General features: G+C 65.8%; 12 protein-coding genes. 7 read left to right on the forward strand and 5 right to left on the reverse strand.

The features are described from left to right. The first annotated feature begins 79 nt into the window (after window positions 1-79). On the forward strand, window positions 80-1009 hold the full coding sequence (locus ACWIEX_RS03755; RefSeq protein ID WP_454031786.1) for a LysR family transcriptional regulator: 930 nt from the start codon (window positions 80-82) through the stop codon (window positions 1007-1009). Between the two features lie 2 nt (window positions 1010-1011). Here the strand turns inward: ACWIEX_RS03755 and ACWIEX_RS03760 are convergent, their stop codons facing one another. From ACWIEX_RS03760 to ACWIEX_RS03775, 4 genes are all read right to left on the reverse strand, one after another. Next, the gene (locus ACWIEX_RS03760) at window positions 1012-2313 is read right to left on the reverse strand and encodes a GGDEF domain-containing response regulator (protein WP_454031787.1); all 1302 of its coding nucleotides are present in this window, start codon (window positions 2311-2313) and stop codon (window positions 1012-1014) included. A gap of 302 nt (window positions 2314-2615) precedes the next feature. After that, a complete protein-coding gene (locus tag ACWIEX_RS03765) occupies window positions 2616-3260 on the reverse strand; it encodes an ABC transporter permease (RefSeq protein WP_454033455.1) in 645 nt (214 codons plus the stop codon). 131 nt (window positions 3261-3391) lie between these two features. Next, entirely contained in the window at window positions 3392-4291 is a 900-nt protein-coding gene (locus ACWIEX_RS03770; protein ID WP_454031788.1) for an ABC transporter permease, read from the reverse strand. Window positions 4292-4388: 97 nt separating this feature from the next. Then, window positions 4389-5369 carry an ABC transporter substrate-binding protein gene (locus tag ACWIEX_RS03775; RefSeq protein WP_454031789.1) on the reverse strand — a complete coding sequence of 327 codons (981 nt, stop codon included), beginning with the start codon at window positions 5367-5369 and terminating at the stop codon, window positions 4389-4391. Between the two features lie 235 nt (window positions 5370-5604). On the opposite strand from ACWIEX_RS03775, the gene ACWIEX_RS03780 reads away from it, so the two are divergent. From ACWIEX_RS03780 to ACWIEX_RS03805, 6 genes are all read left to right on the forward strand, one after another. Further along, window positions 5605-6987, forward strand: coding sequence for an ABC transporter substrate-binding protein (locus ACWIEX_RS03780; RefSeq protein WP_454031790.1), 1383 nt, complete (start codon window positions 5605-5607; stop codon window positions 6985-6987). A gap of 107 nt (window positions 6988-7094) precedes the next feature. Beyond that, complete coding sequence (locus tag ACWIEX_RS03785) at window positions 7095-7970, forward strand: carbohydrate ABC transporter permease (protein WP_454033456.1); 876 nt, start codon at window positions 7095-7097, stop codon at window positions 7968-7970. Further along, the gene (locus ACWIEX_RS03790) at window positions 7967-8803 is read left to right on the forward strand and encodes a carbohydrate ABC transporter permease (RefSeq protein ID WP_454031791.1); all 837 of its coding nucleotides are present in this window, start codon (window positions 7967-7969) and stop codon (window positions 8801-8803) included. Before ACWIEX_RS03785 ends, ACWIEX_RS03790 begins: the two co-directional genes overlap by 4 nt. A 226-nt stretch (window positions 8804-9029) precedes the next feature. Beyond that, window positions 9030-9998 (forward strand): transaldolase, encoded by a 969-nt coding sequence (gene tal, locus ACWIEX_RS03795; protein ID WP_454031792.1) that lies wholly within the window; start codon window positions 9030-9032, stop codon window positions 9996-9998. A gap of 7 nt (window positions 9999-10005) precedes the next feature. Next, a complete protein-coding gene (locus ACWIEX_RS03800; protein ID WP_454031793.1) occupies window positions 10006-10716 on the forward strand; it encodes an SDR family NAD(P)-dependent oxidoreductase in 711 nt (236 codons plus the stop codon). 108 nt (window positions 10717-10824) lie between these two features. Further along, on the forward strand, window positions 10825-11424 hold the full coding sequence (locus tag ACWIEX_RS03805) for an HdeD family acid-resistance protein (RefSeq protein ID WP_454031794.1): 600 nt from the start codon (window positions 10825-10827) through the stop codon (window positions 11422-11424). 12 nt (window positions 11425-11436) lie between these two features. Here ACWIEX_RS03805 and ACWIEX_RS03810 read toward each other — a convergent pair whose 3' ends face one another. Next, window positions 11437-11931 (reverse strand): hypothetical protein, encoded by a 495-nt coding sequence (locus ACWIEX_RS03810; protein WP_454031795.1) that lies wholly within the window; start codon window positions 11929-11931, stop codon window positions 11437-11439. Window positions 11932-12100: the final 169 nt, after the last annotated feature.

Raw genomic sequence — 12100 nt, forward strand, 5'->3', positions numbered from 1 at the left:
CCTACCATTCTCGTTTATGCACGGCTATAGCGAGAGTGAAACGTCGGCCGTGCGAAAACACAAATACGGGGAGAGGACCTTGGAGCGCTTCGACTGGGACGACCTCCGCTTTTTCCTTGCCGTCGCGCGTTCCGGGCGGCTGACCGCGGCGGCGCGCCGCCTCGGCGCCGATCATGCCACCGTCTCGCGCCGCATCACCTCGCTGGAGGAGGCGCTGAAGGCCAAGCTCTTCGAGCGCCGCCCGCAGGGCTACATGCTGACCGCTCATGGCGAGCGCCTGCTCGCCAAGGCGGAAAGCATGGAGACCGAGGCGCTCGCGATCCAGAGCGATATCGGCGGCGCCGACATGGCGCTGTCGGGCACGGTCAGGATCGGCGCGCCGGATGGTCTCGGCACCTCGTTCCTCGCGCCCCGCCTGGCCCTGTTCGCGAAATCCTATCCGGGCCTCGAGATCCAGCTCATCGCCATGCCGCGGCTGCTCTCGCTCTCGAAGCGGGAGGCCGATGTCGCGATTACGCTGGCTCCGCCCAAGGAAGGCAAGGTCGTCGCCCGCAAGCTCTCCGACTACCGTCTCGGGCTTTACGCCTCGCCGGAATACCTCGCCACGATGCCGCCGGTGACCAAGCCGGAGGACCTCTTCGAGCATCGCATCATCGGTTATATCGACGACCTGATCTTCTCGCCCGAGCTCGACTATCTCGACGAGGTTGCCAAGGGCCTGCGCGCCCATGTCCAGAGCTCGAGCGTCATCGCCCAGATGAATGCCGTCGCCGCCGGTGCCGGCATCGGCGTGATCCATCACTTCATGGCGGAAGGAGAGAGGCGGCTCGTGCCCGTCCTGCCCGAGACGGTCTCGATCACGCGCTCCTTCTGGCTCTTGGTCCATGCCGACCTGAAGGATGTCGCGCGGGTCCGCGCCATCGTCGACTTCGTCGTCCGCGAGGTGAAGGCGTCGCGTGCCCTGCTGATGGGCGAGCACAGGCCCGATTCGCGCATCGCAGCGGAATAGCCTCAGGCGACAGCGGTGCGGACCTTGTCGCGCCCGTCCTGCTTGGCTGTGTAGAGCGCCTGGTCGGCCAGCCCGAGGGCAGCTTCGAGCGCATCGCCGGGGCCGATCGAAGCGACGCCGATCGAGACCGTGAGCGGCAGGATTTCTCCCTCGATGGTCAGCGGCGCGCCGGTGATGGCCGTCCGGATGCCTTCGCACAGGCGCTCGGCCTCGGCGAGATCGGCGCCCGGGAAGATGATGGCGAATTCCTCGCCGCCGATGCGGGCGAGCAGGTTGAAGCCGCGCTCGGCCATGATGCTCAGCGTCCTCGCAACCGCCGTCAGTGCCTGGTCGCCGCCGTCATGGCCGTAGCGGTCGTTGAGGCGCTTGAAATGGTCGATGTCGAGAATGGCGATCGAGACCGGGAGGCCCATATCGCGCGCTTCGCCGACGAGCTGCCGGCCACGGGCGAAGAAATGGCGGCGGTTGAACAGGCCGGTGAGGAAATCGCGCGCCGCAAGGTCCTGCAATTGCCTGAGTTGGTCGAGGACCTCGACATTGGAGGCGATGCGGCATTGCAGCTCCTCCAGCACGAAGGGGCGCGAGACGAAATCATGCGCGCCGGCCTTGAGGAAGCCGGCCGAGGTCTGGCGATCGGTCGAGGAGGAGATGCCGAGGACGCGCACGTCCGGACGCTGGCGGCGGATGCGCCGAGCCAGCTCGAACCCGTCCATGTCGGGCATGTAGTAGTCGCTGACCACGAGCTGGATGTCGGGATTGCTCTCCAGCATCGCCAGCGCTTCCTGCCCGGAACCGGCTTCGACCACGGCATATTGCTGGATCGACAGCATCCGCGCGAGCACCTTGCGGGTGGTGCGGGTGTCGTCGACGACGAGGATGCGGGTGTTGCGGTTGTTCAACGCCCGCTTGACCGTGCCGACAATGTTGGGAAGCGCGAATTCATTGTCCTTCAGGACGTAGTCGATCACCTCCCGCTCCATGATCCGGCCGCGCGTGGCGAGATCGAAGGTCGCGGTGAAGACGACCGAGGGGATGCCGTGCGACACGGTCCAGTCGAGCGCCTCGCCGCGCGGAGCATCCGGCAGGTTGAGGTCGACCACGGCGATCGCGTAGGCCCCGGGCGCCGCGATGATGAGGTCGCTGACCTCTTTCAGCGACGCGCAGGTCGTGACGGGCAGTCCGGTCTCGGCCTGGAGAAGTTGCCGCAGCGCTAGCGAGAAGGTTCGTGAATCCTCGATGACGAGAATCTGGCGGTCGTCCGGCACGGGCTCCGGCCTGGCCTGTAATGTCTGATGGGCACCCATGCTCCATCTAGGGTGCCCCCAAGTTTAATTTTCCGTCACATCTGTTGGGGCAACAGCTGCGCTTTGACGGCCTGTGCAGGGACAATCGCCGAGTCTTTCGTGTTCACAACCACGCTTGTCATTCCGGGGCTTCGCGCAGCGAAGAACCCGGAACCCTCGACTGGGTGCGTCGCGGGCAACGCGGCATAGATGTCTTACCCGGTCGTGGGTTCCGGGTTCGCGCCTGTGACGCGCCCCGGAATGACAAGGGTGGCTCAAAGCCGCTGCGATCACGACGCCACAGCGGTGAGAGCGGGCATGCCTCAGATCCTCCAGGGCAGGATGTTGTGCTGTCGGTTCCTGCCGATCAGGTCGAGCGTCAGCATCACGGCAAGGATGATGGCGCAGGCGCTGATCGCCACAGCGGCAGCTTCGCCGGCAAGCCCGGCCTCCTTCAGGCTGAACAGCACGACGCCGAGCGTCTCGGTGCCCGAGGACCAGAGCAGGGCCGAGACCGTCAACTCGTTGAAGGCGACGAGGAAGACCATCAGCGCCGAGACGGCGGCAGCCGGCGCCAGGATCGGCGCGACGATGAACCGCAGCATCTGCGTGAGGCCGGCGCCGTCGAGCTTCGCCGCATCCTCGTGATGCGCCTCGATCTGGGCCATCGCTGCGACCGGCGCCTTCAGCGCCAGCGGCAGGAAGCGCGCGAGATAGGCGAAGAGGATGATGAAGGGCGTGCCGTAGATGCTGACGCCGACCAGCGGCAGCGGCTTCAGGAAGATCAGGATGCAGGCGATGGCGAGCACGATGCCGGGCAGGGCATAGGGCAGTTCGATCATCAGCTCGACGGCACGCCTGAACTTGCCGAGCCGCCTTTCCAGCCCATAGGCGAAAACGATCGCGAGGATGGCGAGGATCAGCGCGGCGCTGCCGGCGAAGATGAGCGAATTGCGGAAGGCGCGCATGGTCACCGCCTGCCGGAACAGAACTTCCGTGAACTTGTCGAAAGTCAGAGTCTGCCAGGAGAGAGCGACGCCGAGCGCTGGCGTCAGCGCCTCGCTCAACAACGCGAGCAACGGCAGGCCGAGCTTCAGTGTCAGCAGCAGCCAGAGGCCGGCGGCAATGAAGGGGCGGACCGGGCCGAGCAGCCAATACGGTTCCAGTGGCCGCTCGATCTCGACCTTGCCGCGCTGGTTGCGGGCGGCGAGCGCGGCCGGGACGATGCCAAGCGCTGCGACGATGCCGACGAGCACGGCCAGCGCCGCCGTCTCGCCGGGCCGAAGCTCGACAGCCGGCGGTAGATCAGCGTCGGCAGCGTCAGGTAGTTCACCGGCAGGCCGAGCAGGGCCGGAATGCCGAAATTGCCGACGCCCGCGACGAAGGCGATGAGCCCGGCAGCGATGATCTGCGGTCGCAGCACGGGTATGACGATCCGGGCGGTGATGGTTGCAGGCGCTGCCCCTTCCATCTGCGCGGCTTCGACCAGCGATTGCGGGATGCTGCGCAGGCCGGTCCAGAGCGTGATCGCGACGAGCGGCGCATGATGCAGCGCCATGACGAGGATGATGCCGCCGCGCCCGATCAGCGGGTTCGGCGTACCCGGCGGCGGCGCGAACCCGATCAGCGACAGGATCGGCGAGTTCGGCGCCAGCAGGCTGAGAAAGGCCAGCGCGGCCACCTGCGGCGCGATCATCATCGAAAAGACGAAGGCGAAGGCGAGGGGGCGTTTGCCCCTGACATCGGTGACGCCGAGCGCCAGCGCGACGATGCCGCCGACGAGGAGCGCGCCGAGCGCCGAGAGCGAGGCCGTCTCCAGCGTATGCCAGGTCGCTGTGACAGCCGCGCGGCTCGTCATCTCGGCGAAGGCTTCCCCCGGCGCGAACTGCCAGCCGGGCGCGAAGGCCGCCAGCACCAGCCTGAAGAAGGGCAGGCCGCCAAGCAGCAGCGCGGCCGCGACGACGAGCGCAGGCAGGCCCCAGCCTTCAGGGAGGCGCAAACGTGGAGCCGGCGGGGCCGCGATCGCGGGCTCCCGCTGGCCGTTTCGGGCGATGGCCAGCGTCATCGCGCCAGCCACCGCGGCAGCGAAGCCGTCATCACTCGAAGATCGAACCGAAGCGCTTGCGGGCGGCGGTCTCGTCGGCAAGCGCCTTGGCGGCGTCGAAGGCCATCAGCTTGATCGCGCTGCGGGCGGGATAGCCGGCCGGCAGGGCGACATCCGGATGCGCCGCGACATAGCCTTGTTTCAGCGCCAGCTCCTGGCCCTCCTTCGACAGCAGGAAGTCGATGAAGGCCTTGGCGGCTTCCGGGTTCTTGCTGCTCTTCAGGATCGCCACCGGCTCGCTGACGGCGGAGACGCCCTCGCTCGGGAAGACGAACTCGACCGGCGCGCCCTTGGCCTTCTCGCGGATCGGCATGAAGTCGACGATCATGCCGTAGAGCTTCTCGCCGGTCGCGACCTGGCGCAGGATGTCGCCATTGGCGCCGGCCGCGAGCGTGCCGTTCTCCTTCAGTTTCTCATAGAAGCCCCAGGCGTCCTTCAGATTGCTGGTCAAGGTGATCGTGTGGATCAGCGCGGCGCCCGAGTTCAACGGGCTCGGCATCGCCAGCTGGTTCTTCGCCTCCGGCTTGACGAGGTCCGTCCAGCTCGTGGGCTTCATCGCCGCCTTGGTATTGTAGACGATGCCGGTGGTGATCAGCTTGGTCGCGAACCACATCTTCTGCGGGTCGTGGATACCGGCCGGATAGGCGGTGAGGTCGGCCTTGTCATGGGTGAGCAGGCGCCCGTCCTTCTTCAGCCCTTCCATGGTCACGGCATCGGCGATGAGGAGCCCGTCGGCCTGCGGGGCGCCGGCCTCGAACTCGGCCTTGAGCTTCGCCATCACGCGCGGCGTGCCGTCACGAACGAATGAGACCTCGACCTTCGGGTATTTCGCCTTGAAGGCGTCGATGGTCTGCTGGGCGTCGGTATTGGGCTGGCTGGTATAGAGCACCAGCCTGCCTTCGATGGCGAAAGCCTGCGGCGCGGCCGCGAGGCCGGCCGCGATGATGAAGGCGCTCAGGGCCTTGCGCTGCATGTCGAACTCCATCTCTTGATCGCGTCTGCGAGATGGCGCTGCCGGTAGTCCCGGCAGATGACAGTTCCATGAAACGGTCCCCGGTTTCCACGCTGCGGACCGGTTGCGCACTCTGGAATTAGAAATACTATTTAGCGGGACTCACCCGGCTTGTTTCGGGCGGGGCTTTTCGATTAGGGTCGCGGCAAGACGACCATAAGGTCGCTTTAAAACGGTTTAAATGGGAGGATATCGGATGAAGCTTGTACGGCATTTCGCCATGGGAACGGCTGTCGCGGCTGTTGTCGCGGGCTGGTCCGGCGCCGCGATGGCGCAGGAGACGTTGACGGCCTGGTTCACCAAGGGCTTCTACAAGGGCGAGGACGACGCGCTGCTGGCGGTCGTCGACAAATTCCAGAAGGCGACGGGCGTCAAGGTCGAGCTTTCGCTCTACGCGACCGAGGATTGCGTCACGAAATCGGTCGGCGCGGTCGATGCCGGCACGCCGCCGGATGTCGGCTTCTGCACGACTTATGATTTCCGTACCACCGGCAAATGGGCCTATGACGGCAAGCTCGAGGACGTCTCGGACGTGATCGAGCCGATGAAGGCCGAGTTCCAGCCGATGGCGGTCTCGACCACCTTCCTGATGAACGGCAAGACCGGCAAGAAGTCATACTATGCCTTCCCGGTCGAGCAGCAGATGATGCATATCACCTACTGGAAGGACATGCTGGAGGAGGCCGGCTTCAAGGAGGCCGACATCCCGAAGACCTGGAACGGCTACTGGGATTTCTGGTGCGACAAGGTCCAGGGCGCGATGCGCGCCAAGGGCAAGCGCGTTTACGGCATCGGCCACCCGATGGGCATCGCGGCGTCCGACACCTTCTACTCGTTCCTGACCTTCGCCAACGCCTATAACGCCCAGGTCGTCGACGAGAACGGCAAGATCGTGCTCGACCAGCCCGCCAACAAGAAGGCGATGGTCGAGGCGGTGAAGTCCTATGCCAACATCTTCCAGCGCGGCTGCACCCCGCCCTCCTCGGTGAACTGGCTCGACCCCGACAACAACGTCGCCTTCCACAACCGCACGACTGTCGCCACGCACAACGCCACGATCTCGATCGCCGGCAAGCACATGGACGACATGAGCAACCAGGCGCTCACCGCCGAGCAGCGGGCGACGGCCAAGAAGAACTACGAGGACAACATCCGCACCGCCGAGTTCCCGCTCAAGGCGGACGGCAGCAAGATGACCAACCTCGCCGCCGTGAAGACCGCAGTGATCTTCGCCGATGCCAAGAACAAGAAGCGCGCCAAGGAGTTCATGGCCTTCTTCATGAAGGACGAGAACCTGCGGCCCTTCGTCGAGGGCTCGGCCGGGCGCTGGGTGCCGACGACTCTGAAGGCGATCGAGGCGCCGTTCTGGTCCGACGGCAAGGACCCGCATCGCGCGGTCGTCTACAAGCAGTACAAGGACGGCACCGTGCCGTTCCAGTTCGTCTACAACTACAATTTCACGACCGTGAATGCCGAGAACGTCTGGGCCAAGGCGGTGAACCGCGTCGTCCAGGACAAGATCCCGGCCGAGCAGGCCGTGGACGAGATGATCGCCCGCATCAAGCAGATCGCCGGCTGACGCTCGCCGTCGTTCCGCTTGCGTCGACGACCCGCCGCGGCAATCCTTGCCGCGGCGTATCTTTCACAGGGTGACAATTCTACGGAGAGTCCATGAGCTCAGCCGTCATGACAGCGCCGCTTGCGGCACCGCGCGAGGATACCTCAGGCTTCACGCGCGACCGCGCGATGTGGGGCGCCATCATGCTGGCCCCTTACGTCCTCGTCTTCGCCGTCATGGTGGTCTACCCGGTGGCCTATGGCCTCTGGCTCGGCCTTAACTGGAATTCCTACCGGGCGCTCTTCGCCGACCCGATCTTCCTGCGCACCGTCGTCAACACCGTCATCTTCCTGTTCGTGGCGGTGAACCTGAAATTCCTGATCGCGCTCGCTCTCTCCGGCTTCTTCATCCAGCAGCGGCCCTGGATCCGCATCGTGCTGGTGCTGTTCATCCTGCCCTGGGCGGTGCCGTCGATCCCGACCATCCTGTCCTTCCGGGTGATGCTGAATCCCGAGAACGGCATGGTGAACCAGCAGCTCTTCCAGTGGTTCGGCATCATGGAGGGGCCGGGCTGGCTGACCGACCCGACGCTCGCCTTCATCTCCTCGATCTTCGTCCATATCTGGAAGTCGCTGCCGTTCTGGACGCTGATCCTGATCACCGGCCGGCTCGCGATCGCGCAGGACCTCTATGAGGCCGCCAGCGTCGACGGCGCCAATCGCTGGCAGCAGTTCCGGTTCATCACCTGGCCCTCGCTGGCGACGCTCTACGTCACCTCGACGATGCTTTCGATGATCTGGACTCTGGGCGACTTCAACAGCGTCTACCTGCTGACCGGCGGCGGGCCGGGCGACCTCAACCATGTCCTGGCGACGCTCGGCATCCGCTACATGCGCAACAACAATCTCGATCTCGGCATCGCTTCGATCATCGTCGCCATGCCGCTGATCCTGCCGATGGTCTTCGTGATGGTAAAGCGCCTGTCGAAGGGGCCCGACGCATGAGAAAGCTCCTCGACGAAGGCAAGCTGCTGCTGATCGCGATCCCCGTCCTGGTCTGGACGCTGCTGCCGATCTACCACCTGTTCGTGCTGTCGATCTCCAACCAGGAATCGATGCTGGCCGGCAAGCTCTGGCCCGATCAGCCGACGCTGCAGAACTTCCAGATCGTCTTCGCCCAGCAGCACTACTACCTGCACAATTTCTGGCGGCAGATGTTCAACAGCTTCTTCATCGCGATCGCGACGGGGCTGATCACGCTGTTCGTCGCCACCTTCGCGGCCTTCGCCATCGCGCGGCTCAAGGTCAGGGGCGGGCGCACGATGATGAACCTGGCGCTGGCGACCTATCTGATCCCGGCCGCCTTCCTTGCCATCCCCATGTACAAGGCGATGGGCTCCTACGGCCTGCTGAATACCCAGGCCTCGCTGATCCTCGCGATGGTTGCGCTCGCTTCGCCCTATGCGATCTGGGTGCTGAAGCAGGCTTCCGACAAATTGCCGAAGGAGCTCGACGAGGCCGCGGTGATGGATGGCGCGACCTCGATCCAGCTCTTCCGGCTGGTCTATCTGCCGCTGATGAAGCCCTCGATGGTGGTGATCGGCATCTACGCGATGCTGCTCGCCTGGAACGAGTATCTCTATGCCTTCCTGCTGCTCTCCTCGGAGCAGGCGGTGCCGCTTGCTGTCGGGCTTGGCCTCTTCCTCTCGGCCGACGACGCGCCCTGGAACCTGCTGATGGCGGCGGGTCTGCTCTATGCCATCCCGCCGGCGGTGATCTATTATCTGTTCCGCAAGAACATGGTCGGTGGCCTGACCTCCGGCGCGGTGAAGAGCTGAGGCAGGCGACGGCCCGCCTTCTCCATCACCGTCATGCTCGCCCTTGTGGCGAGCATCCACGTCTTGACCACGAACTCCAGCCGGTAAAGACGTGGATGGTCGGCACAAGGCCGACCATGACGGGAACTGAGGCGCATGGCAGGGCTGCTCGATCGCTCTCGCAATGAAAGCGAACAGGCGCCACATTGAATGCGTTACGACAAGAAGAATTGCCGAGGATAGACCGATGACCGCCTCCAAGCTCGACCAGCTCCGCCGGATGACCACCGTCGTCGCCGACACCGGCGACATCGAGGCCGTGCGCCGGCTGAAGCCCGTCGACTGCACTACGAACCCGACCCTGATCCTCAAGGCGGTGGAGACGCCGGCTTATGCGCATCTCGTCGACGAGGCGATCGGCTGGGGCAAGAAGCAGGGCAGCGGTGAGAAGGCCGTCCATGCCGTCTGTGACCGCCTCGCCGTGAGCTTCGGCGCAGAGCTGACCAAGATCGTCCCCGGCCGCGTCTCGACCGAGGTCGACGCCGATCTCTCCTTCGACACGGACGCGACCATCGCGAAGGCGCGTGCCGTCATCGCCGCCTATAAGGAGCGCGGCGTCGAGAAGGACCGCATCCTCATCAAGATCGCCTCGACCTGGGAGGGCCTGCAGGCCGCCAAGGTGCTGCAGGGCGAGGGCATCGACTGCAACCTGACCCTGCTCTTCGCGCTGCCGCAGGCGGTCGCGGCGGCCGAGGCCAACGCTTTCCTGATCTCGCCCTTCGTCGGTCGTATCCTGGACTGGCACGTCAAGGCCGGCGGCGGCCCCTACACGGCCGAGACCGATCCCGGCGTCGTCTCGGTGAAGAGCATCTATGCCTATTACAAGGCCTTCGGCATCAAGACGGTCGTGATGGGCGCCTCCTTCCGCAATACCGGCGAGATCGAGGCGCTGGCCGGCTGCGACCGCCTGACCATCGGGCCGGGCCTGCTCGACGAGCTCGCCGCCGCAACCGGCGATCTTCCGCGGCGCCTCTCGCCGGCCTCGTCGCCGCAGATGGAGGGAGGCGTCGCCAAGAAGCTGGGTTACGACGAGAAGGCCTTCCGCTTCGCCATGAACGAGGACGCGATGGCGACCGAGAAGCTGGCTGAAGGCATCCGCGGCTTCGTCAAGGACCTGCGCGGCCTGCGCAAGCTTGTCGCCGCAAAGCTCGGCTGAGCCGGCCATGGCGGAACGGCGGATCGCCGTCGTCACCGGTGGCGCCAAGGGCATCGGCGCCGCGGTGGCCGATCGGCTGGAGCAGGACGGTCTGACCGCCGTCGTCTGGGATATCGCCGCGCCCGTAATGGCCGGCCGTCGCCATCTCGCCTGCGACGTCTCGGACGAGGCTTCCGTCGCACAGGCCCTGGCCGCAACCGAACGCGAGCACGGCCCCATCGCCGTGCTCGTCAACAATGCCGGCCTGACCGGCCCGTCCACGCCAGTGGCGGAGACGCCGCTCGCACAATGGCAGAAGGTGCAGGCGATCAACCTGACCGGTACTTTTCTCTGCTCGCAGGCCGTGGCGAATGTGATGGTGCCGCGCGCTTACGGCCGCATCGTCAACATCGCCTCGCTCGCGGGCAAGGAAGGCACGCCGACGCTTTCCGCCTATAGCGCCGCCAAGGCCGGCGTCATCGCCTTCACCAAGGCGCATGGCAAGGAGCTGGCTGGCACGGGCGTGCTCGTCAATGCCGTCGCGCCGGCCGCGATCGAGACGGATCTGCTTCAGCAGATGAGCCCCGAGACGGTTGCGGCCATGATCGGCAAGAGCCCGCTGAAGCGCCTCGGGACGGTCGATGAATTGGCGGAACTCGTCGCCTGGCTCGCGAGCGAGCGCTGCAGCTTCTCGACCGGCGCGGTCTTCGACCTCTCGGGCGGTCGCGCGACCTACTGAAGCACAGGTTGCGGTAGATCATTGACGCGGCTCGCGTGCGGGCTTCTGATAGCGGCCTGCACTGACGAGGCCGCCCGGCTGTTGCGGCCCGCCCAACCGGAGTCGGCCATGACCACCCCCGCAGAATCCGCGCCCCGCTCGGGCTCCTCGCTCGCCACCCATCTCGTCCCGCTTCGGCGCAATTCGGGTTGGCTGCTGGCTGAGGGCATTGTGCTCGTCATTCTGGGCGTGCTGGGGCTGGGCGCCGTGGCGCTTCTCAGTCTCGCCAGCGCGATCTGGTTTGGCGCGATGATCTTCGTTGGAGGCATCGTCGTGCTGATCGATGCGTTCCGCCATCAGGGTTGGAAAAGCCGCCTCTGGCACATCCTGATCGGCGTACTCTATGTCGCGGTCGGCGTGATGACCTTCGTCAATCCGCTGGTAGCGACGGCTTCGCTGACGCTGTTGGCCGGCGCGGCTTTGGTCGCCACCGGCGTGCTGCGCCTCATCATGGCCTTCCAGAACCGGGAGTTGCCCGCCTGGGGCTGGGTCGCCTTCTCGGGCGTGCTGTCCCTGCTTCTGGGCGGCATGATCCTGGCGCAATGGCCGGGGTCGAGCTTGTGGGTGCTCGGCACCTTCCTGGCGATCGAGTTGATCTTCCAGGGCTGGGCGGCGATCGCGCTGGCGCGCACGATCCGCTCGACCTTCGATGGCGTGAAGCCGCGCTAGTTTCTAAGCGGCTTACTCCGCCGCTTCGGCCGTCACGGCCGCCTTGGCCGGCGTGCTGAGATCGCTGAAGCGGGCGCGCCCGCCGGCTGCCGCCGTCTGCAATTGCTGCTTCCAGCCCTTCGCGTCTTTGCCGCCGAGCGCGACGAAATCGGCCGGGCGCGAGGCATCGGCATCGCGGCCCTGATAGACCAGCACGCCGCCGGCGGTGACGACGATGTCGCCGCGCCGGAGCGTCGGATCCTTGAGATACCACTGCCGGTCGGTCTGGGGATCGAGCTGGACGACGGGCGGCTTGGGTTTCGAGGAAACCTCCGGCGCGCGGGCGCGCGGCGCCCGCCTGCGCGGCTCGTCGTCATATTCATAGATCGGGGAGGCCCGCAGGCGCGGCCCCCCGCCGAACAGCGCGCGGGCGAGATCGTCGAACAGGCCGGCCGCCTGGGCGCTGGGCGCAGCCGAAAAGACGAGCGCCACGGCTACCACCCACCGCATCATCCAAGCCCGCGTCATCGTCTCGCCTCCACGTCGTCGTCGTACCAACGACGAGTGGTCGCGAAAGGTTCGATCCGGGTTCAAGAAAGCGGTTAAGAATCTTTCCCGCGGAAAACGGGCTTCCTCACAACTGCGTGTCGGCCCCTGCCGGCCGCCGGGCATCTTGGCCTAGGATGTCGGTGATCCG

It is taken from the genome of Allobosea sp. NPDC055353 (genome assembly GCF_053644975.1).